This is a genomic window from Paenibacillus sp. J22P90 (assembly GCF_059692195.1).
In genome coordinates this window covers 155,102-179,320 of the sequence record NZ_JCAUAY010000005.1, presented here as the reverse complement: position 1 = coordinate 179,320, position 24,219 = coordinate 155,102, and the positions used below count along the sequence as shown (strand labels likewise).

General features: G+C 47.2%; 19 protein-coding genes and 1 other annotated feature. Of the genes, 6 read left to right on the top strand and 13 right to left on the bottom strand.

Translation table 11 applies throughout. The features are described 5' to 3' along the window. Positions 1-79: 79 nt before the first annotated feature. Positions 80-466 (bottom strand): RidA family protein, encoded by a 387-nt coding sequence (locus AC58UX_RS18130; protein WP_497255198.1) that lies wholly within the window; start codon positions 464-466, stop codon positions 80-82. 18 nt (positions 467-484) lie between these two features. After that, on the bottom strand, positions 485-1,360 hold the full coding sequence (gene dapA / locus AC58UX_RS18125) for a 4-hydroxy-tetrahydrodipicolinate synthase (RefSeq protein WP_497255196.1): 876 nt from the start codon (positions 1,358-1,360) through the stop codon (positions 485-487). A gap of 76 nt (positions 1,361-1,436) precedes the next feature. On the opposite strand from dapA, the gene AC58UX_RS18120 reads away from it, so the two are divergent. Beyond that, positions 1,437-2,360: a LysR family transcriptional regulator gene (locus AC58UX_RS18120; protein WP_497255194.1), complete on the top strand. Its 924-nt coding sequence runs from the start codon at positions 1,437-1,439 to the stop codon at positions 2,358-2,360. A 189-nt stretch (positions 2,361-2,549) separates the two neighbouring features. On the opposite strand, the gene pyrE is transcribed toward AC58UX_RS18120, so the two are convergent. From pyrE to pyrR, 7 genes are all read right to left on the bottom strand, one after another. After that, the gene (gene pyrE / locus AC58UX_RS18115; RefSeq protein ID WP_497255192.1) at positions 2,550-3,191 is read right to left on the bottom strand and encodes an orotate phosphoribosyltransferase; all 642 of its coding nucleotides are present in this window, start codon (positions 3,189-3,191) and stop codon (positions 2,550-2,552) included. A gap of 33 nt (positions 3,192-3,224) precedes the next feature. Then, on the bottom strand, positions 3,225-3,953 hold the full coding sequence (gene pyrF / locus AC58UX_RS18110; RefSeq protein ID WP_497255190.1) for an orotidine-5'-phosphate decarboxylase: 729 nt from the start codon (positions 3,951-3,953) through the stop codon (positions 3,225-3,227). 15 nt (positions 3,954-3,968) lie between these two features. Continuing rightward, a complete protein-coding gene (gene carB, locus AC58UX_RS18105) occupies positions 3,969-7,178 on the bottom strand; it encodes a carbamoyl-phosphate synthase large subunit (RefSeq protein ID WP_497255188.1) in 3,210 nt (1,069 codons plus the stop codon). After that, on the bottom strand, positions 7,165-8,337 hold the full coding sequence (carA, locus tag AC58UX_RS18100) for a glutamine-hydrolyzing carbamoyl-phosphate synthase small subunit (RefSeq protein ID WP_497255186.1): 1,173 nt from the start codon (positions 8,335-8,337) through the stop codon (positions 7,165-7,167). The genes carB and carA overlap by 14 nt, the downstream gene beginning before the upstream one ends. 184 nt (positions 8,338-8,521) lie before the next feature. Continuing rightward, positions 8,522-9,805 (bottom strand): dihydroorotase, encoded by a 1,284-nt coding sequence (gene pyrC, locus AC58UX_RS18095; protein ID WP_497255184.1) that lies wholly within the window; start codon positions 9,803-9,805, stop codon positions 8,522-8,524. Between the two features lie 21 nt (positions 9,806-9,826). Next, positions 9,827-10,726: an aspartate carbamoyltransferase catalytic subunit gene (locus AC58UX_RS18090; protein WP_497255182.1), complete on the bottom strand. Its 900-nt coding sequence runs from the start codon at positions 10,724-10,726 to the stop codon at positions 9,827-9,829. A gap of 5 nt (positions 10,727-10,731) precedes the next feature. After that, positions 10,732-11,280 carry a bifunctional pyr operon transcriptional regulator/uracil phosphoribosyltransferase PyrR gene (gene pyrR, locus AC58UX_RS18085; protein ID WP_497255180.1) on the bottom strand — a complete coding sequence of 183 codons (549 nt, stop codon included), beginning with the start codon at positions 11,278-11,280 and terminating at the stop codon, positions 10,732-10,734. Positions 11,281-11,675: 395 nt separating this feature from the next. Here pyrR and AC58UX_RS18080 point away from each other — a divergent pair, with 395 nt between their 5' ends. From AC58UX_RS18080 to AC58UX_RS18065, 4 genes are all read left to right on the top strand, one after another. Next, positions 11,676-13,400, top strand: coding sequence for an ABC transporter ATP-binding protein (locus AC58UX_RS18080; RefSeq protein ID WP_497255178.1), 1,725 nt, complete (start codon positions 11,676-11,678; stop codon positions 13,398-13,400). Then, a complete protein-coding gene (locus AC58UX_RS18075; protein WP_497255176.1) occupies positions 13,397-15,277 on the top strand; it encodes an ABC transporter ATP-binding protein in 1,881 nt (626 codons plus the stop codon). Before AC58UX_RS18080 ends, AC58UX_RS18075 begins: the two co-directional genes overlap by 4 nt. 71 nt (positions 15,278-15,348) lie before the next feature. Beyond that, positions 15,349-16,059, top strand: a complete 711-nt coding sequence (dapD, locus tag AC58UX_RS18070; RefSeq protein WP_310227073.1) for a 2,3,4,5-tetrahydropyridine-2,6-dicarboxylate N-acetyltransferase — start codon at positions 15,349-15,351, stop codon at positions 16,057-16,059. A 37-nt stretch (positions 16,060-16,096) separates the two neighbouring features. After that, positions 16,097-17,218: an N-acetyldiaminopimelate deacetylase gene (locus tag AC58UX_RS18065; RefSeq protein ID WP_497255174.1), complete on the top strand. Its 1,122-nt coding sequence runs from the start codon at positions 16,097-16,099 to the stop codon at positions 17,216-17,218. A gap of 303 nt (positions 17,219-17,521) precedes the next feature. Here AC58UX_RS18065 and AC58UX_RS18060 read toward each other — a convergent pair whose 3' ends face one another. The 3 genes from AC58UX_RS18060 to lspA are packed head-to-tail and all read right to left on the bottom strand — an operon-like array spanning position 17,522 to position 20,164. After that, positions 17,522-18,676, bottom strand: a complete 1,155-nt coding sequence (locus AC58UX_RS18060; protein WP_497255940.1) for an aminotransferase A — start codon at positions 18,674-18,676, stop codon at positions 17,522-17,524. Between the two features lie 35 nt (positions 18,677-18,711). Beyond that, positions 18,712-19,662 (bottom strand): RluA family pseudouridine synthase, encoded by a 951-nt coding sequence (locus AC58UX_RS18055; RefSeq protein ID WP_497255172.1) that lies wholly within the window; start codon positions 19,660-19,662, stop codon positions 18,712-18,714. Beyond that, a complete protein-coding gene (gene lspA, locus AC58UX_RS18050; protein WP_497255170.1) occupies positions 19,637-20,164 on the bottom strand; it encodes a signal peptidase II in 528 nt (175 codons plus the stop codon). The genes AC58UX_RS18055 and lspA overlap by 26 nt, the downstream gene beginning before the upstream one ends. A 128-nt stretch (positions 20,165-20,292) precedes the next feature. Here lspA and AC58UX_RS18045 point away from each other — a divergent pair, with 128 nt between their 5' ends. Continuing rightward, positions 20,293-21,027 carry a TraR/DksA C4-type zinc finger protein gene (locus tag AC58UX_RS18045; RefSeq protein WP_497255168.1) on the top strand — a complete coding sequence of 245 codons (735 nt, stop codon included), beginning with the start codon at positions 20,293-20,295 and terminating at the stop codon, positions 21,025-21,027. Between the two features lie 64 nt (positions 21,028-21,091). Here the strand turns inward: AC58UX_RS18045 and ileS are convergent, their stop codons facing one another. After that, positions 21,092-23,860 (bottom strand): isoleucine--tRNA ligase, encoded by a 2,769-nt coding sequence (ileS, locus tag AC58UX_RS18040; RefSeq protein ID WP_497255166.1) that lies wholly within the window; start codon positions 23,858-23,860, stop codon positions 21,092-21,094. 56 nt (positions 23,861-23,916) lie between these two features. Continuing rightward, positions 23,917-24,164 (bottom strand) — a binding site (T-box leader). Positions 24,165-24,219 lie beyond the last annotated feature (55 nt).

Here is a 24,219-nt window from a genome sequence, read left to right as displayed (position 1 = left end):
AGTGTCCGTTAGAATTCTATTTAGACGATTACAGCAGTATAGTGACGCCTATGTCCGTTAAACGACGCCTAATCGTGGACTATCCTCTAACAACCGCCTCCACCTCGATCTCAATCAGCAATTGCGGGTCTATCAGCGCCTTCACCTCAACCATGGTCGCCACAGGCTGCACATCCCGAAAAAACTCCCCATGCGCTCTACCAAACTCTTCCCATCGCGTAATATCCGTCACATACATGCGTGTACGTATGACATCTGCCAGCTGTGCACCTAGCTCATTCAACGCTTGCTCGATCGTCTCCAAAATGAATCTAGCCTGTTCATAGGCATCGCCAACGCCAACAACCTCGCCATCCTTCATCGCCGTTGTCCCTGCCACCTCAATACGGTCGCCAACACGAATCGCACGACAGTAGCCAACAACCGGCTCCCACGGAGAACCTGTGAACACTTTTTTTCGTTCCACCCTTAACACACTCCTACTCTACAAATACACCGCTAATTTCGCTTGCAAACTCTCTGTCACTGGCAAAAGCGGCAAACGCAATGCTCCCGAGGCTATGACGCCTTGTTGATGAAGCAGCCATTTGAGCGGAGCTGGATTCGGCTCTTGAAAGAGCAAGCGAACAAGCGGAAGCAGGTCTTCGAATTCTTTGCGACTTTGCTCCAATTCACCAGCCACAAAACTCCGATAGAACGATACAAACCGCTCCGTCTCCACGTTCGCAGAAGCACTCATCACACCTTTAGCCCCGGACTGCAGCGCTGCATACAGCAGTGAATCTTCGCCGCAGAGAACAGGTTTAGAGCCAAGTCGCGTCAACTCCGTAACTAGCCCCGTATTCGGCGTGCTGTCTTTCATCCCGATAACACCGTCGATGTCGAGAATCGTACGCACGGTATCGAGTTCCAACGTTACACCTGTACGATGTGGTACATCATACAATATCACCGGTACGCCAACACTTGCAACACGGCGAAAATGTTCAATAATCCCCTGCTGGCTTGGCCGGTTGTAATAAGGAACGACAACTAAAGCTGCTTCGGCTCCGAGCTCTCCAGCCTGCTCTGTCTTTTTAACCGTGGATAACGTATCATTCGTGCCTGTTCCAACGACGAGCGGGACTTGCACATGAGCAGCATCGCGAGCCGCCTGTGCGGTAGCGAACAAGACGCCTAGTTCGTCTTTCGTAATGGTAGGTGATTCCCCTGTCGTTCCATTGACAACCAACCCATCTATTTCATCTTGAAACAAGTTATAAGCCTGGTTATAAAAGGATGCTGCATCCACTTCACATTCTTCATCAAAAGGGGTGATGATCGGTACATAAATCCCCTGTAGGTCCTGTTCTTTTAGCATATCAACCATCTCCCTGCCTCGTTTGTTTGTACATTTACTTTAGCATGGAACTATCCATCACAGTTAGCTATAATAAATGATAGAACTCATCAAAAATTTTGATATTAAAGCGAGGCTAGTCATGGATCTGACGTATTTCCGCACCTTCCGAGAGGTTGCTCGAAGGAAAAGCTTCACACGTGCTGCAGAAGAATTAGGCTATGTGCAATCCAGCATTACGATGCAAATTCAAAAGCTGGAACGTGAATATGGTGTTCCCTTATTCGAAAGATATGGGCGACAATTGCGGCTCACACCACCTGGTGAAAGCTTACTTGTGCTAACTGGGCAAATGTTGGAGCTCTATGATCAATCCAAAGAAATGATTGCCCATCAAGTAAGTGGAACGTTGACCATCGGTACAATTAACTCCCTAGCTGCCTACTATTTGCCCCCTTTTCTCCATGAATTAAAGCAGCTATATCCCGGACTTAATATCCAGTTATTTCCTGACAGTGAAACCTCTATCCTTTCCAAGGTAAAAGAAGGCGATTATGATATTGGACTCCTATTAGATCAATATCCAGCAGATCCCACACTTGCATGTACAAGTGTCCGAGAGGAACAGCTGGTCTTCATCGCTCCAGTGGACCACCCTCTGGCTGGGCAAGAGCATATTCAGCTCGCCGACCTTGGAAATACGGAATTTATCGTAACGGAAGCAGGCTGTATTTATCGTGGGAAGTTTGAACGATTGCTGAAGGACAATGCTGTTCAGCTGCAAATCGGTTTCGAATTAGGGAATGTTGAAACCATCAAACATTGTGTCATGAGCGGCTTAGGGATCGCTTTACTACCTCGTATCACCGTTGCAAATGAGTTGGCCTTAGGCAAGCTCGTTCAGCTCCCTTTTACGCACACACAGCTTTCTATGGACTTACAGCTCGTGCTTCATCCGAAAAAGTGGATGTCCCAGCCGCTGCAAGCTTTCATCGATCTGCTTACCAAGCAGGCCAAATAAAAAAAGAAGCTCACCTTTTCATAAAGGTAGAGCTTCTTCTTATTAGACGCGAATGTCAAGATTGGCACCCAAATGCGGCGCCGCTGGAGCGGTAACCTGCGCTTGGTTCTTCGCGAGATCTTGCATTAAGCACTCCATTAGTATAAAGGAATGCTACATATTTCGTCAATTCTCGCCAACAAGGCAGAATTATACGCCGTATGCAGACGGATTAACTCTCCAGGAACGCAGCAGTTCCATATCCGCTTGCTGGATTTTGCCTTTTTCCAAAGCAACTTCTAGCAATGTCGAATAGTTGGATAGTGTGTGTAGTGGCATTTCTGCCTCCGCGAACGCATCAGTCGCTTTATCCAGCTCGTAGGAGAAAATCGCAAGGACGCCAAGTGCTTCTGCTCCCGCATCTTTCACAGCAAGCGCCGCTTTCAGCGAGCTTCCGCCTGTAGAAATCAAGTCTTCGATGACAATGACTTTTTGACCTGGTTTCACAGAACCTTCGATCAGGTTCTCTTTGCCATGCCCTTTCGCTTTATCACGAATGTAGATCATTGGCAGACCAAGCTTTTGAGCTACCCATGCCGCATGAGGAATACCTGCTGTTGCTGTTCCAGCAACAACCTCAGCTTCAGGGAATTTCTCTTTGATCAACGCTGCAAAGCCATCAGCAATCGCTTCACGGATCGCAGGGTGTGACATCGTCAAACGATTATCACAATAAATCGGAGACTTCAGTCCTGATGTCCATGTAAAAGGCTGCTGCGGACGAAGAGCCACCGCTTCAATATCTAGTAACGACGCTGCAATATGCTGCGCGATTGTTTCGAGCTTACTCATACTTCACGTTCCTTCCGAGAATAAAATATAGTGCTACACAACTGAATCGATAATCGCTTCAATCGCTGCTCTTGGGTCCGATGCGCCCGTGATCGGACGCCCGATCACGACGTAGTCCGTCCCCTGCGCAAACGCCTCAGCCGGCGTCATGATGCGCGACTGGTCGCCCACGTCGGCACCCGCCGGGCGGATGCCTGGCGTCACGGTGACGAAGCCGTCACCGCACGCCGCCTTTATCGCTGTCACCTCTAGCGGCGACGCGACAACACCTTGCAACCCCGCGGCATGCGCCAAGCGGGCATAGCGGATAACGGCCTGCTCGGTCGTACCGGCAAGGCCGATCTCGTCATTCATCACCTGCTGCGAGGTGCTGGTTAATTGCGTCACGCCGATGACAATCGGCCGTGCTGCCCCACTAGCTAGCCCCTTGTCGACACCCTCCAAGGCCGCTTCCATCATGTGCTTACCTCCGGCTGCATGCACATTGAACACATCAACCCCTAGGCGCGTCACGCTTTCCGCGCCGCCCTTGACCGTGTTCGGAATATCATGCATCTTCACGTCGAGGAACACCTTATAGCCGCGATCCTTCAGACTCGCGACAAAGGTAGGACCTGCAGCATAAAACAGCTGCATTCCTACCTTTATATAGCAGGGAATGCCGTCGAGCTGCTTGAGCAGCCCTTCAGCATTTTCTGCGTTCGCGTAGTCCAAGGCGACCATAATGCGTCCGGTAACATCGTTGCGAGTTAACGTACTCATTTTTGGCACCATCCCTTAGGCATGTATTGGCATTGCACGTGAGGAGAAGTTAATTGCTTCAAGCATATTCACTAGCGCTCTTACAGTATCCAAGGATGTCATACACACGACACCATTCTCTACTGCTTCACGACGAATACGGAAGCCGTCACGCTCAGGCGTTTTGCCCTTAGTTAAAGTGTTCACGACGAACTGAGCATCACCGCTGCGGATGAGGTCAAGAATGTTCGGTGAGCCTTCGCTAAGCTTGTTCACAGTTGTAACTGGAAGACCTGCTTGTGCAATTGCTTCTGCAGTTCCACCTGTTGCAATAATTTTGTAGCCAAGACGGTAGAAGCCTTTCAAGATTTCGATCGCTTCTTCTTTATCTTTATCCGCTACGGTTACCACGACGGAACCAGCAGCAGGAATCTTCATACCAGCACCGATAAGGCCTTTGTACAGGGCTTTTGCAAAATTCACATCGCGACCCATAACCTCACCTGTGGACTTCATTTCAGGTCCGAGCGTTGTATCTACACGGCGCAGCTTCGCGAAGGAGAATACCGGCACTTTGACAGAAACGTACTTGTCTTCAGGCCATAGTCCGCCTTGGTAGCCCATATCAGCTAGTGATTGACCCATGATTACGCGTGTCGCCACGTTCGCCATCGGGATATTCGTCACTTTACTCAAGAATGGAACTGTACGGGAAGAACGCGGGTTAACCTCGATCACATACACTTGATCGTTGGAGATAACAAACTGGATGTTCACAAGACCAACAACGTTCAGCTCTAGTCCAATTTTCGTCGTGATGTCGATAATTTGTTGCTTGATCTCATCAGAGATCGATTGTGGCGGATAGACAGCGATCGAGTCACCGGAGTGAACCCCTGCGCGTTCCACGTGTTCCATGATCCCTGGGATCAGAACCGTTTCTCTGTCGCAAATCGCATCAACCTCTACCTCTTTACCTAGCATGTAACGGTCGATAAGTACCGGATGCTCAGGGTTAATTTTTACCGCATACTCCATGTAGCTCAAAAGCTCTTCATCGGAGTAGACGATTTCCATCGCGCGTCCACCTAGTACGTACGAAGGACGAACGATAACTGGATAGCCGAATTTCGCTGCTGTACCAACGGCTTGGTCTACGGATGTTACTGTGCCGCCTGGAGGTTGTGCAACCGAAATTTTGCTTAGCAAAGCTTCAAATTTCTTACGATCTTCCGCTGTATCGATACTTTCAAGGTCAGATCCTAGGATGCGAACGCCTGCTTTGTGTAATGGTGCTGCCAAATTAATCGCAGTTTGTCCACCAAATTGCACGATAACACCGATTGGTTGTTCACGCTCAATTACGTTCATGACGTCTTCGAAGAACAATGGTTCGAAGTACAAACGATCTGATGTATTAAAGTCTGTTGATACTGTTTCTGGATTGTTGTTGATGATAACCGCTTCATAGCCAGCAGCTTGGATCGCCCATACCGCGTGAACTGTGGAGTAGTCGAACTCAATCCCTTGACCGATACGAATTGGACCGGATCCAAGAACAACAACTTTCTCTTTCGTTGTTTCTGTCACTTCATCTTCTTGCTCATATGTGGAGTAGTAGTACGGTGTGGAAGCTTCGAATTCAGCTGCACAAGTATCTACCATTTTGTATACAGGCTTGATGTTGTTTTGCAAACGAAATGTTCTTACGTCCGCTTCTTTCGTGAAAGTTGAGCAGCCTGCCAATGTACGAATTTCCGCAACAGCACGGTCTGTGAAGCCTTTACGTTTGATTTCATAGATAAGTTCCGCAGTCAAATCCTTCGCAGCAATTTCAGCTTCGAAAGCAATCAACCCTGATACTTTGTTTAGGAACCACCAGTCAATTTTCGTGATGTTTTGCAGTTGTTCTACCGTGTAGCCTCTGCGGAATGCTTCAGCTAGCAAGAACAAACGCTCATCATCTGGTTTTTGTAGACGTAATTCTAACGTTTCTTTATCTAGTAGATCCGTTTCTTTCAAGAACAAGCGGTGTACACCGATTTCTAGGGAACGAATCGCTTTATGAATGGACTCTTCGAACGTACGGCCAATCGCCATAACTTCGCCAGTCGCTTTCATTTGCGTACCTAGTTTACGGTTAGCTGCTGTGAACTTATCGAACGGCCAACGTGGAATTTTGGATACGATGTAATCTAGTGCAGGCTCGAAACATGCATATGTTTGACCTGTTACTGGGTTTACAAGCTCATCAAGTGTGTAACCAATCGCAATTTTCGCTGCCATTTTCGCAATCGGATATCCTGTCGCTTTTGAAGCAAGCGCTGAGGAACGGCTAACACGCGGGTTAACCTCGATTACATAGTATTGGAAGCTGTGCGGATCAAGTGCATATTGTACGTTACATCCACCTTCGATGTTCAAAGCGCGAATGATTTTCAAGGATGCGGAACGCAGCATTTGGTACTCACGGTCAGACAGCGTTTGGCTAGGTGCTACTACGATACTATCGCCTGTATGTACGCCAACTGGATCAAAGTTCTCCATGTTACATACAACGATACAGTTATCGTTCGCGTCACGCATAACTTCGTACTCGACTTCTTTCATACCAGCGATACTGCGCTCTACGAGACACTGACCGATTGGGCTGTAACGAATCCCGGAAGCTACGATTTCTACAAGCTCCTCCATCGTGTTACAGATACCGCCGCCTGTTCCACCTAATGTGTAAGCAGGACGAATGATGATCGGGAAGCCGATTTCATTAGCAAAATCAACCGCTTGAGCCACTGTAGTAACGATAACGCTATCTGGTACTGGTTGCTCTAGCTCTCTCATCAAGTCTCTGAAAAGGTCACGATCTTCCGCTTTCTCAATCGCAGTCAGCTGTGTACCTAGAAGCTTCACGTTCTCGCTCTCAAGCACGCCTGCACGAGCAAGTTCTACTGCCATGTTAAGACCCGTTTGTCCACCTAGGGTTGGAAGCAAGCCATCCGGACGTTCTTGACGAATGATTTGCGTAACGAATTCCAACGTGATCGGCTCGATGTATACTTTGTCAGCCATATTCGTATCTGTCATGATCGTAGCTGGGTTGCTGTTGATCAGGATAACTTCCATGCCTTCTTCTTTCAATGCTTGGCAAGCTTGTGTTCCCGCGTAGTCAAACTCCGCCGCTTGACCAATTACGATCGGTCCGGAACCAATAACGAGAATCTTTTTGAGTGTATTATTTTTTGGCATATTGCAGTTCCTCCTTCACAGATGTCGACGCCGTGGAAGCATTCCACTGAGCAAGCATTTGCGCTTGGCGCGGCTGCTGTGGGTTGTCTAGCTTATGCTGACGAATCAGCGAGATGAAATCATCGAACAGGTAGCTGGAGTCAAATGGTCCAGGTGCTGCTTCTGGGTGATATTGTACCGAAAATGCCGGGTATTGCTTATGGCGCAAGCCTTCGATCGTGCGATCGTTATTGTTAATGTGCGTCACTTCAAGGTTCGTTCCTTGGATGGAATCTTCCTTAACTGTGTAGCCATGGTTTTGCGATGTAATGTAGCAACGTCCGGAAATCAAATCTTTCACCGGGTGGTTACCGCCGCGATGACCGAATTTCAATTTATCTGTATCGGCGCCGCAAGCTAGTGCAAACAATTGGTGTCCTAAGCAAATGCCGAACAACGGAATGTCGCCAAGCAAGCCTTTAATCATTTCAACTGCGTGCGGAACATCTTTGGGATCCCCAGGGCCATTGGATAGCAATACGCCATCTGGTGCAAGGCGGCGAATTTGTTCAGCTGTTGCATTCTGAGGAACAACAACGACGTCGCAATCACGCTTGCTAAGATCGCGGATAATACCGCTTTTTGCTCCGAAATCTACAAGAACTACGCGTTCTTTGTGCCCAGGAGCACCGAATACACTCTTCGTAGACACGCGGGAAACTTGATCCGTCATAAGCGGCGTGCTTTTCAGCGTTGCCATCAATTCCTCAACGGATTTATTGGACGTTGTGATGATACTTTTCATAACGCCATAGTGACGAATTTTACGAGTCAACATGCGTGTGTCGATACCGCTGATTCCTACGATGCCGTATTCTTTCAACAGGCTGCCGAGCGTGTATTGCGCTCTCCAGTTACTTGGAATATCTTCATGCTCACGTACAACGAAACCGTGGATAAAAGGACGTACGGACTCGAAATCATCACGAATCACACCGTAGTTCCCTTGTAGCGGGTACGTCATTGTCACGATTTGGCCGCAGTAAGAAGGATCTGAGAGAACCTCCTGATAACCTGTCATCCCTGTATTGAATACAACCTCGCCGACGGATTCACCTTCACTACCGAACGATTTTCCTGTAAAAAGAGTGCCGTCTTCCAGCAACAATCTTGCCTGCATGTTCTTTCAACTCCTTCGCTATTGTCAGGCGGTTCTCACGAACCGCAGATGTCATGCTTACGTTATTACATTTTCACGGACTTGCATAAACATAAATCTTCTTGTATAAATATACACGATTTTTCAACCATCGTATAGATGCTTATCGTGATTTAGGCTTTAAAATTAAGGCTATTTCTTGAACTTAGGAGTAAACAACTTTACCCGAAGCAATTGTGACAACCGGCCAACCTTGCAGCTCCCAACCGATGAACGGCGTGTTCTTGCTGCGTGATACGATTTCTTCTTTCAAAACAGCTTTCGCTGTATCCAGATCAACGATTGTAATGTCTGCCGCGCTGCCTACTTCCAAAGTACCGTATGGAAGACCGAATACGTCAGCTGGCTTTTTCGTCATGCGATCCACAAGGAAACCAAGTGTCCATTTGCCAGTCACTACGAACTTTGTATACAGCAAGGAGAAGGCTGTTTCGAAACCGAGGATGCCGAATGGTGCCATTAGCATGCCCTTTGCTTTCTCTTCTTCCGTATGTGGCGCATGGTCCGTCACGATGATGTCGATCGTGCCATCTTCCAAGCCTTCGATGACAGCCTGTACATCACGCGGCGTACGAAGCGGCGGGTTCATCTTCCAGTTCGCGTCCATCCCTGGAATGTCTTCTTCTGACAGCAGCAGATGATGCGGGCAAACCTCTGCAGTAACCTTAATGCCGAACTGCTTCGCATGACGGATCAAGCGAACTGATTGCTCAGTGCTGACGTGGCATACGTGGTAGTGAACGCCTGTCGCTTCAGCTAGCAGTACGTCGCGGCCCACATGAATCGCTTCGGATTCGTTCGGGATGCCTTTCAAGCCGTGCTTCGTTGCGAAAGTCCCTTCGTTTACTGGCGCTCCCACAACCAATGTGTCATCTTCACAGTGTGCGATGATCGGCATGCCGAGCGATGCAGCTAGTGCCATCGCATCCTTCATCATTTGCGCGCTTTGAACGCCAACGCCATCGTCTGTGTAACCAATAACGCCCGCTTCTTTCAATGCAGCGAAATCTGTTAACTCACGGCCTAGCTCATTCTTCGTGATCGTTCCGTAAGGAATGACACGTACAACGCCCTCTGTGGCAGCTTTGTCTAATATGTAATTTACCGTGTCTACGGTATCAATAACCGGTCTTGTGTTTGGCATACAAGCGATTGTTGTAAACCCGCCTCTTGCCGCAGAACGTGTTCCTGTCGCAATGTTCTCTTTATGCTCAAAGCCAGGCTCTCTCAAGTGCACGTGCATATCGATGAAACCAGGTGAGACCAGCTTACCAGCAGCGTCAATGACTTCGTGACCCGCTGTTTGTGGTGTTTCACCGTTCGAAGCATCTACAACCTGTGCGATCTTATCATTTTCTACCAAAATGTGTTTCTTCGTTTGAACATTATTTACATCAACGGTAAGTCCGTTTAGAATCCAAATTCCCATGCTGTGAAATCCTCCTCAGGTTTATGATAAAGCTCGTTCGATGACCGCCATACGAATCGGTACGCCGTGAGCGATTTGGGTAAAGATCTTGGACTTCTCATGCTCGACCAGTTCATCATCTAGCTCAACGTTGCGATTAACCGGTGCCGGGTGCATGATGATGGTATGAGGCGCCATGCGGCTTGCGCGTTCAACAGTTAGACCATATTGCTCGCGATATTCTTCAGCAGATTTGATAAGCCCTGTGTCGTGACGTTCCAGCTGTACGCGCAGCATCATGACCACATCCGCTTTCAAAGCTTCCTCGAAAGTTACGTAAGGCGCGAACTGTGCTAACTCTGGTGCTTGCATGCTAGCAGGAGCGCAGAACTGCACTTTCACTCCTAGTGCGAGCAGTCCCCAGAGGTTAGAGCGCGCTACGCGGCTGTGTAAAATGTCTCCGATAATGGAGACCGTCAAACCTTTGATGGCGCCAAATTGCTTGCGCATTGTGTAGAAATCAAGCAGCGCTTGCGTTGGGTGCTCGTTATTGCCGTCCCCTGCGTTGATGAGCGGGATTTTAATGGTCTCAGCCAGCTCTTGCAGCACGCCATTCGGTTTCAACCGAATGACACCGGCATCTATCCCCATGGATTCAAGCGTGCGAACCGTATCGTAGATGGACTCACCTTTTTGAACGCTGGACTCCGCTGCCGAGAAGTTCAACACGTCTGCGCCCAGGCGCTTTTGAGCTAGTTCAAAGGAGAAGCGAGTTCTTGTACTATTTTCAAAAAATAAGTTAGAAACGAATTTTCCTTGAAATTGGTTTGTTACTTTGTTGGGGTTGTTTTCCCAATAGGCTGCACGATCCAGTAGGCTTGTGATCTCCTCTGCGCTGACGCCTTTCAGTCCCAAGAAATGTCTAGTTGTTGTTGTGCTCATGCTACTCACTCCTGTTTCCCCCTTAGAATAATCACTTCATCTTTATCATCAATTTCAGTTAACATCACTTCAATACTTTCACTTTTGGAGGTTGGTACGTTCTTCCCTACATAATCAGGTCGAATCGGCAATTCCCGATGTCCGCGATCAACCAGCACTGCCAGCTGAATCATTTGCGGTCTGCCCAAATCAATCAGCGCATCCATCGCCGCTCTCACCGTTCTTCCCGTGTAGAGCACATCGTCGAACAGGATGATTTTGCGATCCTGAATTTGCAGCTTGCCGCCTTCTTGTACATTCTCCACCGATTTCACCTTCACGCGATCATCGCGATAAGAGGTGATGTCAATCTCTCCAACAGGAATCGGTACGCCTTCGATTTCTAGAATCCGTTCTGCTACTCGCTTCGCTAAGTAAATGCCTCGGGTCCGAATCCCAATCAAGGTGCAATCCTCTACACCTTTATTCTTTTCCAGTATCTCGTGTGCAATCCGCGTAAGTGCTCTACGAATTCCCATTTCATCAATAATGGTGTGTTCGGCGGTCTCATTCATTGTTTTCGCCTCCTGGCAAAACGTTTCTTAGTCAGCATTCACTTCCGTGTTCTGGCGGTAAAACCAAAAAACTCCTTGCCCAATTCATGGCAAGGAGTTTACGAGTGCATAAAGAGATAGAGCGGGGTTGCAGATGCGCACATCCGCAAGCTTACTGAATTCAAGACTCAGTATGACCCGACTTTTCTTATCGTTTTACCTTGCCAGCCTCTCTGGACTGTTTTTAAAGGCACTATGTAATTAAAAGAATTATGCCACTTTCGACATGATAAGTCAATATTTTTTCTGTTTCTTTTTTTGAGCAAGTTCGAGACCATGTGTTATAATTTACATATAAATCTATCTTTATTTCTCATTATTTAGTATCGTGTATCCAAAATGTTAAGGAGGAAACTATGTTCAAATTGTTTCGATTTTTGAAGCCTTACCGAGTTTCAGTGGTTGTCATCATTACGTTAATGCTTCTGCAATCATTAGCTCAACTTTACTTGCCTACTCTTCTCTCTGACATTGTGGATGTCGGTGTCGTGAAAGGAGACGTCGGTTACATACTCCGATTTGGCGCTTATATGCTCTTAGTCGCCGTTGGGGCTATGGCTTGCGTCATGGTCGCGAGTTACTTGCTCGCAAAAGCTGCAGCCGGCTTTGGGCGAGATTTACGCGGAAAGCTTTTCGCACATGTCGAGAGCTTCTCTCTAAATGAGTTTGACAAACTAGGGACATCTTCGCTCATTACAAGAACGACCAATGATATTGCACAAGTTCAGCAATTAGTTGTGATGATGCGCATGTTTATCGGTGTGCCGACCATGCTCGTTGGCGGTGTCATAATGGCTTCCTATAAGGATACGCATCTCGCAATTGTCCTATATGCAGTAATCCCGATCCTTGTACTTGTCATTGCCGTTATTATGCGAACAAGTCTCCCTCTATTCAAAACCTTGCAAATCAAAATTGATGGGATCAATCTTGTTCTGCGAGAGCATTTAACAGGTATTCGCGTTATCCGTGCTTTTAACCGTTCTGGTCATGAAAAGTTAAAATTCGAACGTGCGAATCAAGATTTCACACAAACGGCTATTAAGGTCAATACGATCATGTCGACCATGATGCCCATTATGATGCTTGTATTCAATCTGGGTATCGTCGTTATTCTCTGGTATGGCGGCATTCGGATTGATAATAACCACATGCAAATTGGTGACCTCATGGCCTTCATTCAATACGCCATGCAAATTATGTTCAGCATGTTCATGATGACGATGATTTTCATGATGATTCCACGAGCATCCGCTTCTGCTGCGCGTATTAATGAAGTGCTTGCAATTGAATCCAACATACATAACGCAGACAACGCACAAATGATGCAAGAAAACCAAACTGTTGTTGAATTTAATCATGTGACCTTTAGTTACCCAGGTGCCGAGCAACCTGCGCTTCACGATATTTCTTTCCGAGCAGAGCCTGGGAAGGTTACTGCGATTATCGGAGGTACAGGTTCAGGCAAAACGACACTCATTAATTTATTACTCCGCTTCTATGATGTCGAGTCCGGTTCCATCATGTTAAATGGGCAGCCCCTCCCCACTCTCACCCTAGAAAGTGTACGGAGTCAAATCGGGTACGCGCCTCAAAAAGCTGTCCTATTCTCAGGTACAGTAGCGGATAACCTACGATTCGGCAATGATCAAGCAAGCAATGAAGAGATCGTTTCTGCGGCAACTACCGCACAGGCGTCTGATTTCATCAACGGGATGAAAGATAACTTCGAATCTACACTTGCCCAAGGTGGTACCAATCTATCGGGTGGTCAAAAGCAGCGCCTTGCCATTGGACGTGCTCTTGCTCGCAAACCTAACATTTATGTTTTCGACGACAGCTTCTCCGCGCTCGATTTCAAAACAGATGCCAAGCTTCGCGCTGCTCTTAAATCTGAAACATCGCGTTCCACCATGTTGATTGTCGCACAGCGTGTCAGCACCATAATGGATGCGAATCAGATCATTGTTTTAGATGAAGGCCGCATCGCAGGTATTGGTACCCATAGTGAGCTAATGACAACTTGTGAGGTCTATCAAGAAATTGTTGCTTCTCAGCTATCAGAGGAGGAAAGTGCATGAGTGACAAACCAAAAGAAGCGGGGCGGCCCGCAGCCGGCATGAATCCAGGTTTTATGGGCCGAGGCGGTATGGGCGGCATGGGCATGCCTGTACAGAAAGCGAAGGATTTTAAAGGTACATTGCGAAGACTTCTAACTTACATGCAGCCTTTTCGCGTCTCCATCTCCTTCGTACTCCTTGCAGCTATATTAAGCACGTTATTTAGTATCATTAGCCCGAAATTAATGGGTAACGCAGTTACGAAGTTATCGGAAGGTGCAATCGGTAAGCTGAAAGGCATTGCAGGTGCCAAGATCGATTTTGATGCGATTCTTCAAATCGTCCTTATTCTAGCTGCGTTATACGTATTCAGTTCCGTATTGCTATATATCCAGCAACTCATCATGGTCAAAGTGACACAGCGCATCGTCTTTAATTTACGCCGAGATATTAGTGAGAAGCTAACGCGTGTTCCACTTTCCTTCTTTGATGCAAGAAGCCATGGCGATACCATGAGCCGAGCCACGAATGATGTGGATACGATCAGTTCTACGATGCAGCAAAGTTTAACACAGCTTATCACGTCGGTCGTTACCTTAGTCGGGATCATTATCATGATGTTGACGATCAGTCCATTACTCACATTAGCAACCATTGTGACCCTGCCGCTCAGCATTTTAGGAACCAAAATGATTGCTACCCGCTCTCAGCAATATTTTAAAGGGCAGCAGCGCACCCTGGGTGAGCTTAACGGACATGTCGAAGAAATGTATACCGGACATACGATTGTGAAAGCTTTTGGAAGAGAAAAGCAATCTGTTGATAAATTCAATGATATCAATAACCGCCTGTATAATTCTGGTTGGAAGGCTCAATTTATTTCAGGACTCATCTTTCCATTGATGTCCTTTATCGGGAATATCGGTTATGTTCTCGTGAGTGTCATTGGCGGTATCATGGTTACCCATAATGCGATTAAAATTGGTGATGTTCTTGCTTTTATCCAATATTCCGGACAATTCAGTATGCCGATTACGCAAGTGGCTAACATTGCTAACGTCATTCAATCAACGATTGCAGCAGCCGAGCGCATTTTCGAGTTGTTAGATGAGCCTGAAGAGGTCGCTGAGAAGCAGACGACGAATTCCATTGCTCAGATTAAAGGTCATGTACAGTTTGAAGATGTTTCCTTCGCTTACAAAACAGATACACCACTGATCGACAATATGAATATCGACGTGAAGCCAGGACAAACTGTAGCCATCGTTGGACCAACGGGTGCAGGCAAAACGACCATTGTCAATCTGCTCATGCGCTTCTATGAATTGCAAAACGGCCGAATTTCCATCGACGGGGTAGATTCACGTGAGATGTCACGAAGTGATCTTCGCGGACTGTTCGGCATGGTGCTGCAGGATACGTGGCTTTTCAATGGCACGATCCGCGATAATATTGCATACGGACGTCAAGGTGCCACAGTGGAAGATATTGTGGAAGCCGCCCGCGCGGCGTATGCCGATCATTTCATACGTACACTGCCGGATGGGTATGATACGATTTTGAATGAAGAAGCATCCAATCTATCTCATGGTCAAAAGCAATTGCTCACCATTGCACGCGCGATTCTAGCCGATCCGGCTATCTTAATTCTCGATGAAGCAACGAGCAGCGTCGATACGCGGACGGAAGTTTCCATCCAACGTGCCATGAATAATTTGATGGCTGATCGTACCAGCTTCGTGATTGCTCATCGTCTGTCTACGATACGAGAGGCTGATTTAATCCTCGTTATGAATCTTGGTACGGTTATCGAACAAGGCACTCATGAGGAGCTTTTAGAACAGCAAGGCTTCTACGCCGAGCTCTATCAAAGTCAATTTGCACAAAAAGCTGTGTGAAACGATTGGCTCAAACGCTCCCTTTCTGCTAATATAGGAGAGTCAATCATAAATTTGAAGGAGATGTCACCATGTCTGAAATGAATACCCTAGAAATTATCCAGTTTATTAAAGAAAGCAAAAAGAAAACTCCAGTGAAAGTATATGTAAAAGGAAACCTTGAAGGTCTAGAGTTTGGCGAAGGCAGCCAATCTTTCATTACTGGCGGCAGCGGTGTCGTTTTCGGTGAATGGAGCGTGCTTCAACCGATCCTAGAAGCTAATAAAGATAAAGTTGTAGATTTCGTAGTTGAAAACGATCGTCGCAACTCTGCTATTCCTATGCTAGATCTAAAACACATCAACGCTCGTATTGAGCCAGGCGCTGTTATTCGCGACAAAGTACATATCGGCGATAACGCGATTATCATGATGGGCGCGCTAATTAACATCGGAGCTTCCGTTGGTGATGGTACGATGATCGACATGAACGCAGTTCTAGGCGGTCGTGCACAAGTAGGTAAAATGTGTCACATCGGCGCTGGCGCAGTTGTAGCTGGCGTTATCGAGCCACCTTCCGCACAACCATGTGTGATTGAAGATGACGTTCTTGTTGGTGCAAACGCAGTTATCCTAGAAGGCGTACGCATCGGTAAAGGTTCAGTTGTCGCTGCTGGCGCAATCGTAACCCAAGATGTTGAAGAGTACACTGTCGTAGCTGGTGCACCTGCACGTGTTATCAAAAAAGTAGACGACAAAACGAAATCCAAAACCGAGATTCTAGCAGACCTACGTACCCTATAAGGTGATCTAGATCTAGCTGGAGCTGGAGGAAATCGTTATGCTTAGCCCTTTCGTAGAGCTGCGACGTCAGCTTCATCAAATCCCGGAACCAGGGTTCCAAGAGTTTAAAACGCAGCAGCTTCTACTTGACCAGTTAGCCAAGCTGCCTCAGGATCGTCTGACGATCCGCACGTGGCGTACGGGCATTCTGGTTTATATCAAAGGTTTAAACCCGAGCAAACGCTTCGGTTATCGCGCCGATATGGACGGGCTTCCGATCACGGAAGAGACCACTCTTCCGTTCCCTTCCCAGCATCCAGGCTATATGCATGCATGCGGGCATGATTTTCACATGTCCATCGGGATGGGAGTTGTAACGCACTTCGTGACGAATCCGATGCAGGATGATCTTGTTGTGCTGTTCCAACCAGCCGAGGAAGGTCCTGGCGGCGCGTTGCCGATGCTAGCAGCAGAGGAATTGCAAGATTGGATGCCTGACCAGATGGTCGCGCTCCATATTGCGCCTGAGTATCCTGTCGGCACCATCGCCGTCAGACCTGAAATCTTGTTTGCCAACACATCCGAGCTGTTCATTGATTTGCTTGGCAAAGGCGGTCACGCTGCCTATCCGCATCAAGCGAATGACATGATCATCGCGGCGACGCAGATGGTTGGTCAGCTTCAAACGATCGTATCACGCAACGTGAATCCGCTGGATTCCGCGGTCATCACGATCGGCAAGATGGAAGCTGGGACGAAGCAGAACATCATCGCGGAGAAAGCCCGCTTAGAGGGAACGATCCGTACATTGTCTGCTGCTTCGATGGACAAGGTCAAAGGGCGGATTGAAGCGGTTGCCGCGGGTATTGAAGCCTCCTTTGAATGCAAGGTTACCATCGACTGGGGCTCCAATTATCGTCAAGTGTACAATGATCCCGCATTGACAGTCGAGTTCATGGACTGGCTTCGTGGTCGTGATAACGTCACGTTATTCGAATGCACAGAAGCGATGACCGGCGAAGACTTCGGTTACTTCTTGGAGAAGATACCCGGCTTTATGTTCTGGTTAGGGGTAGATACCCCTCACGGCCTGCATAATGCCAAGCTTGATCCGGATGAGCGTGCCATCGATGTAGCCATCGATACGATTACGGCTTATCTGCGATATAAGTCCAGCTAAAATGAAAAAACCTCCCGATCAACGCCACCTAGTGGTGTGATTGGGAGGTTTTTTCGTTGCGTGAAATGCAAAAGTGCAACAATTCTCAATCAAATAGACGATTTCAGATAAAATTGATGCAAAAAGGCATCAACTTATGTGTATTCGACTCTTTTTGAACTTTTTCTAGCCATATAGATGCCTTTTTGCATTTATTTATAAGATCGAAGTGAATTCAGCTGAAAAAGATGCTCTTTTACATTTTTGCCAGCTAGGCACGACTTAAACAAAAAACCACCGCTGTCACCAGCGATGGTCCCTTCTTTACAGCTTGCCTACAAACCGCTGAAGCCGATCCAACGACTGCTCCAAAACGTCCTGTGCATAGGCGTAAGATATACGGATATACCCTTCCCCGTACGAGGTGAAGGCATCTCCAGGCACGACGGCGACGTGTTCCTCCTGCAGCAGCCTCATCGCAAACTCTTGCGATGATAAGCCGAATTTCGCAATTGATGGGAACAGGTAGAAGGCGCCGTCCGGCTTTTCTAGTTCAAATCCCATGGCAATCAAACGATCGTATACATAGTCCCTGCGCGCTACATAAGCCTCACGCATCGGAAGCGCATCATCAAGCCCTACCGTCAGCGCCTCTAGAGCCGCGTATTGGCTTACAGAGCTAGCGCAGGTAACGTTATACTGGTGTACCTTCACCATGTGCTCTGTGAGGTAAGCAGGTGCCAGCGTAAAGCCGATACGCCAGCCCGTCATCGCATGTGATTTGGACAAACCGTTAATCACGATGGTCTTTTCACGCAAATTGCCTACAGTTGCAATTGAGCGGTGACGAACCCCATAAACAAGCTCGCTATAGATTTCATCGGACAAAATGAATAACTCCCGATCCGCCAAAAGCTCAGCTAAATCGGCTATCTCCTGCTCGGTCAACACCTGACCTGTCGGATTCGACGGATAGCATAGAATCACGCAGCGCGTCTTTTCAGTTAGGTATGGCGCCAACAGATCAGCTGTCAGCTTCAAGCCATTCTCTCTCGTATCAACATAGACAGGCACACCGCCTGCAAGCCGGATTAACGGCTCATAGCCAGGATAGATAGGGGCTGGAATAATCACCTCAGCGCCTGGTGTCAAAATCGTTCGCAGCGTAATATCCACAGCCTCGCTCGCGCCAGCCGTTACGATAATTTCGTCCGCCGCGCGATAGGTCTGTCCATACTTTACCTTTACGAAGTTAGACACAGCCTCACGCAATTCCAAGAGTCCAGGGTTTTGTGTGTAGACCGTTTTATTTTGATCCAAAGCCCGTTGCCCAGCCTCAATAATATGCCGCGGTGTCGGGAAATCAGGCTGTCCAATCGTTAACGTCAATGCACCAGGAATTGTGCTGACGAGGTTCGAGATTTTGCGAATACCGGAAATTTGAATATCTTTCACTTGCGGGTTAATCAGATGATCCAACACATGCAGCTCTCCTCTCTCCAGTTGAACAAGAACTATGTTGTCCGTATCGTTTGTATCAGGTTTTCCATATCGGGTGGAATCGGCGCTTCAAACTGCAGCCATTCCCCTGTCCGTGGATGTTTAAAGCCGAGAATCGCCGCATGCAGCGCTTGCCCGTCCATCAACATGCCTTTGCTTTTGCCATACATCGGATCTCCAACTAGCGGGTGCCCGATGAACTTCATATGCACGCGAATTTGGTGCGTACGGCCGGTTTCCAACTTCAACTCGACCAATGTGAAGTCCCCGAAACGTTCCATGACTGCAAAATGTGTCACTGCGGTCTTGCTATTTTTCTCCGTAACGGTATACATCTTGCGATCATGTGAGTCGCGGCCAATCGGCGCATCGATGGTTCCTTGATCATGCTGAATATGACCGTGTACCAACGCGATATATTTACGGTTCACAGTATGAGCCTTCAGTTGCTCCGCTAAGCTCGCATGCGCTTTATCATTTTTAGCTGACATAATTAGGCCTGAAGTGTCCTTATCAATTCGGTGTACAATACCAGGACGCAATTCGCCATTAATGCCGGATAAGTCTTTGCAATGGTACATCAGTGCATTCACTAAAGTGCCTGAATAATGCCCTGGCGCCGGATGAACAACGAGACCTCGCTGCTTATTAATCACGATGACATCGCTATCTTCATACACGACATTCAAAGGAATGTTTTCCGCCAACAATTCAACGCCCTGTGGCTCCGGTATTACGACTGCAATCATATCATTCACGGATAATTTATAATTGGGCTTTACCGCTTTCCCATTCACCTTAACGTGACCATCTTTGACCCATTGCTGGACAAGCGTTCGTGAAATATCTTCTTCCAACGCCTCTGTAATAAATTTGTCGATCCGTTCGCCGCCAAATTGATTTTCAACCGTCCATTCAATAGGCTCTTGGGACCCTGACTCAGGTAAGGTCTGGTTTGTGTTCATGTGTTGCTCCTTTGTTCTCTTTTCGTGATGCCAGCAGCGACTCGATAAATATGAGGATAACCCCGACTACGATACAGGAATCAGCTACATTGAAAATTGGGAAAATGTAATAAACCTCTTTGCCAAAAAAGTTGAAATCAAATGTGAACTGGAAGAAATCCACAACTTCTGCGAATAAAGCGCGGTCAACGAAGTTGCCGAGTGCTCCTCCTAAAAGTAAACACAATGCAGAAGGTAAAAACACCTTGCCTTCACGAATCGTACGCTGCATGTACCAAACAATGCCGCAAAGAACGGCAATGGTGACGATGATGAAAAACCAACGCTGATTTTGTAAAATGCCGAAAGCAGCACCGCGGTTACGGTGGGATGTAATCATGAAAAACTCGCCAATGACAGAGTGTTCCACGCCGAGCGGAACCTTTTTCACGATGATCCATTTGGTAACTTGATCAAGGATGAATGCAAGAAGTGCATACAAGTAATATTTCAAATATTTCATCTAAGTGTACCTCCTACAATGTTAAGGCTTGTTCATTCCTATTTTTCAAGGAATTACCTCACTAAAAAAAGCTGTCTATCGGCATTATAAACGGTAGGAATGAGCTGTAAGAAGGGAGCTGTACACCTATGAGCCATTTAACCGATGAACAATTACAAACGTTATATGTACAACTGTTGGAGGAAAAGGTTGCACTTGAGAAGCATTTTGCCTCGAACGATCATTTCGGACTCGCGAATTCTTTCTCAGATTCCATAGGCGAGCTCTCGATGTACGATAATCATCCCGGCGATGTGGGGTCTGAGGTTTTTGAACGAGCCAAAGATATTTCGCTTAATGAACACGCGGAAATGCATTTACAGCAAGTGAATGAAGCCTTGGACCGCATGGAAAAAGGAGAATACGGCGTTTGTGTATTTAGCCATCAACCGATTCCGTACGAACGACTACAAGCGATTCCTACCACTTTATACAGCATAGACCATGTGCCAGATCCAGAACAATCTTTCCGGCGTCCAGTTGAAGAGCAGGTGCTTTATCCGCCTTTTGGTCGAACGAGCTTCGATGAACGAAACGACGAAACCGAATTTGATGGTGAAGATGCATGGCAAATTGTAGAAAGCTGGGGAACGTCGAACTCTCCCGCTTTCGCTGAAAGTAATCAGGTTGAAAGCTACAACGACATGTACGTCGAAGCCGATGAGCTCGAAGGCTATGTAGAGTCTTTTGAAAGCTTTGTAGCCACAGATCTATATGGTGAACATGTGACCATCGTAAGAAGTAAAGCCTACAACGATTATATGCATAGCGATGAAGGCGATCCCTTCCTTGAACCCGAGAAATCGGCCGATTTGGATGAGTAGCGAATAGCCTGATTAAAAACAGGACAAACGAGCTTCGCACTAAGCGCAAGCTCGTTTGGTTCCTCTACTCGTGATAATGAGCAGTCACTACATCGTTACATCTCACACAGAGTGTTGGATGCTCTTTACTGTGCCCAACCTCTGGCGTTACTATCCAGCAGCGCTCGCATTTTTCACCGTCTGCAACCGCAATTGCAATCGCTACATCTTTGGACTGAAGTGCGCCTTCAGGTACTGAAGTGCCTACTGGGTGTAGGTTAACAGCTGATACGATGAACAACTGATCCAATTGCTCGAATTGCGTCAACAAAGCAAACATCGCTTCGTTCGGATACAAATTCACCGCTGCCCCTAGGGAATTACCAATGACTTTCTCCTTACGCGCTTCTTCTAACGCTTTAAGCACATCATCGCGGACTTCCAAGAAGGAATTCCATTTATTTTCCAATTTCTCATTGTATACATTCGCCTCAACCTCTGGCAGCTCCGCAAACTGAACACTGCTTAGCTCAACCCCTGGAATGTACTTCCAAACCTCATCCGCTGTATGTGGCAGAATTGGCGAGATCAATTTCGTAATCGCAGTAAGTGCTGCATAGAGCACTGTTTGTGAAGCTTTACGAGCTGGATCCTCAGCTGCATTCGCATAAAGACGATCCTTAATGATGTCCAAATAGAAGGAGCTCATTTCCACTGCGCAGAAATGGTGAATCGTTTGATACACAACGTGGAACTCATAAGCTTCATAAGCTTTGATAACCTTCTCAACCATACGGTTCAAACGAATCAACACATAGCGATCAAGCTCTGATAAATTCTCGTAGGCAACACGATCAGTAGCCGGATTGAACTGGCTCAAGTTACCAAGCAGGAAGCGCATCGTGTTACGAATTTTACGATAAACCTCTGTCGTTTGGTTCAAAATATTGTCCGAAATCCGGTGATCGGATTGATAATCCACGGAGGAAACCCATAGGCGAAGAATATCTGCGCCTAATTTGCCGCAAACGACATTCGGGTCAATCGTGTTACCAATGGATTTGGACATTTTGCGCCCTTCTCCATCCAACGTAAAGCCATGACTTAGAATGCCTTTGTACGGCGATTTCTCTCTTGTTGCTACACCTGTGATTAGGGATGAATTGAACCAACCACGATATTGGTCAGAGCCTTCCAAATACAAATCCGCTGGCCATTGAAGTTCTGGACGGGATTCAAGAACAGCCACATGACTGGAGCCGGAGTCAAACCATACGTCCATGATGTCAGTTTCCTTACGGAACTCACCATGTCCACATTTGGAACAAGCTGTACCGTGCGGCAGCAAATCCTTCTCTTCTTTGATAAACCATGCATTGGAGCCTTCTTGCTCAAACAACTGTGCTACATGTTCAATGGTTTGCTCGTTGACAAGCGGCTCATTACAGCTGCGGCAATAGAAAATCGGGATCGGAACGCCCCATGCGCGCTGTCTGGAAATACACCAATCTCCACGATCAGCAATCATGTTGTGCAAGCGAACTTCGCCCCACTCTGGCGTCCATTTCACTTGCTTGATTTCATCCAGCATTTCTTGTCTGAACTTATCAATCGAAGCGAACCATTGCTCTGTAGCACGATAAATAACAGGCTTTTTCGTACGCCAGTCGTGCGCATATTGATGCTGAATGTCAGCAGCTTTTAGCAAAAGACCAGACTCTTGCAGCTTCTCAATGATGAGCTTGCCGCCTTTTTCGTAGAACAAACCTTCATAACCAGGTGCTTCCGCTGTAAAATGACCTTGATCGTCTACAGGACACAACACGCCGATGTTATAACGTTGTCCGATCGCGAAGTCGTCTTCCCCGTGTCCAGGAGCTGTATGTACGCAACCTGTACCCGCTTCTAACGTTACGTGCTCGCCAACCATGACAAGGGATTCCCGATCGTAGAACGGATGTTGGCAAGTAACAAATTCCAACTCGCTGCCTTTCACCGTGGACAATACTTCGTATTCGCTCCAACCGATTTCTTTGGCTGCTGTGGCCAGAAGTCCTTGTGCCAGCACATATTTCTTACTATTAGCTTGAACTACCGCATACTCGAATTCTGGGTGTACAGAAATACCCAAGTTCGCCGGAAGCGTCCAAGCAGTCGTTGTCCAAATGACGATAGCTGCATCTTCTGGAAGCTTGCCTTTACCGTCTTTCACAGGGAATGCCACGTAAAGAGACGTTGAAGTTTTCTCTTTGTACTCGATTTCCGCTTCAGCTAATGCGCTCTCAGAGGACGGGGACCAGTAAACAGGCTTCAATCCTTTGTAAACGAAGCCCTTCTGCACCATCGTGCCGAATACACGAATTTGCTGTGCTTCATAACCAGGCTGCAACGTGATGTACGGGTTTTTCCAATCTCCGCGAATACCTAAGCGTTGGAACTGGCTCTTCTGTTTCTCAACCGATTGCAGCGCGTACTCCTTGCAATATTCACGGAACTCAGGAACGGTCATTTTCTTGCGATCCACTTTACCGCTGTTCGTAATAACTTGCTCGATCGGCAAACCATGCGTATCCCAACCTGGGACGTAAGGCGCGTCGAAGCCTTGCAGCGTTTTGAAACGTACGATAATATCCTTCAGCACTTTGTTCAGTGCGTGACCGATATGAATATCTCCATTCGCATAAGGAGGCCCGTCGTGTAAAATAAACTTCGTTCTCCCTTTACGGCTTTCTTGTACTTTGGCATAGATGTCTTCTGCTTCCCAATGTTCTTGCATTTTCGGCTCCGCTTGAGGCAAATTACCTCTCATCGGAAATTCTGTTTGTAATAGATTTAATGTTTTACCATAATCCATGCTTTCCACTCCATCCCTACTTCAATCTAAAAAACAAAAAAAGCCTCTCATCCCCAAAAAGGGACGAGAAACTCAACTCGCGGTACCACCCTCGTTAAAAAGCATCATGAACACACGCCTTACGGCGAGTCGAACAGAGCTTCTTCACTCGATCATGTGTAACGGCATGACCCGTTTCTCCCTACTCACTTCAAGAGACGCTCCTGGGGGATATTCGGTACGCTGCAGAGATTAGGCTCACACCAAAACCCTAATTCGCTGACACTGCTCATAACGTCCTACTCGTTCCAGTCATAGCTTTATTGCGATACATTTAACAGGAGTATACCCAATCTGGCAAGCATAGTCAATATTAGAAC

Coding starts and splice junctions, on each gene's coding strand:
- dapA (WP_497255196.1), bottom strand. CDS start 1,360: ATGCTAAAAGAACAGGACCTACAGGGGATTTATGTACCGATCATCACC.
- AC58UX_RS18120 (WP_497255194.1), top strand. CDS start 1,437: ATGATAGAACTCATCAAAAATTTTGATATTAAAGCGAGGCTAGTCATG.
- pyrE (WP_497255192.1), bottom strand. CDS start 3,191: ATGAGTAAGCTCGAAACAATCGCGCAGCATATTGCAGCGTCGTTACTA.
- pyrF (WP_497255190.1), bottom strand. CDS start 3,953: ATGAGTACGTTAACTCGCAACGATGTTACCGGACGCATTATGGTCGCC.
- carB (WP_497255188.1), bottom strand. CDS start 7,178: ATGCCAAAAAATAATACACTCAAAAAGATTCTCGTTATTGGTTCCGGA.
- carA (WP_497255186.1), bottom strand. CDS start 8,337: ATGCAGGCAAGATTGTTGCTGGAAGACGGCACTCTTTTTACAGGAAAA.
- pyrC (WP_497255184.1), bottom strand. CDS start 9,805: ATGGGAATTTGGATTCTAAACGGACTTACCGTTGATGTAAATAATGTT.
- AC58UX_RS18090 (WP_497255182.1), bottom strand. CDS start 10,726: ATGAGCACAACAACAACTAGACATTTCTTGGGACTGAAAGGCGTCAGC.
- pyrR (WP_497255180.1), bottom strand. CDS start 11,280: ATGAATGAGACCGCCGAACACACCATTATTGATGAAATGGGAATTCGT.
- AC58UX_RS18080 (WP_497255178.1), top strand. CDS start 11,676: ATGTTCAAATTGTTTCGATTTTTGAAGCCTTACCGAGTTTCAGTGGTT.
- AC58UX_RS18075 (WP_497255176.1), top strand. CDS start 13,397: ATGAGTGACAAACCAAAAGAAGCGGGGCGGCCCGCAGCCGGCATGAAT.
- dapD (WP_310227073.1), top strand. CDS start 15,349: ATGTCTGAAATGAATACCCTAGAAATTATCCAGTTTATTAAAGAAAGC.
- AC58UX_RS18065 (WP_497255174.1), top strand. CDS start 16,097: ATGCTTAGCCCTTTCGTAGAGCTGCGACGTCAGCTTCATCAAATCCCG.
- AC58UX_RS18055 (WP_497255172.1), bottom strand. CDS start 19,662: ATGAACACAAACCAGACCTTACCTGAGTCAGGGTCCCAAGAGCCTATT.
- lspA (WP_497255170.1), bottom strand. CDS start 20,164: ATGAAATATTTGAAATATTACTTGTATGCACTTCTTGCATTCATCCTT.
- AC58UX_RS18045 (WP_497255168.1), top strand. CDS start 20,293: ATGAGCCATTTAACCGATGAACAATTACAAACGTTATATGTACAACTG.
- ileS (WP_497255166.1), bottom strand. CDS start 23,860: ATGGATTATGGTAAAACATTAAATCTATTACAAACAGAATTTCCGATG.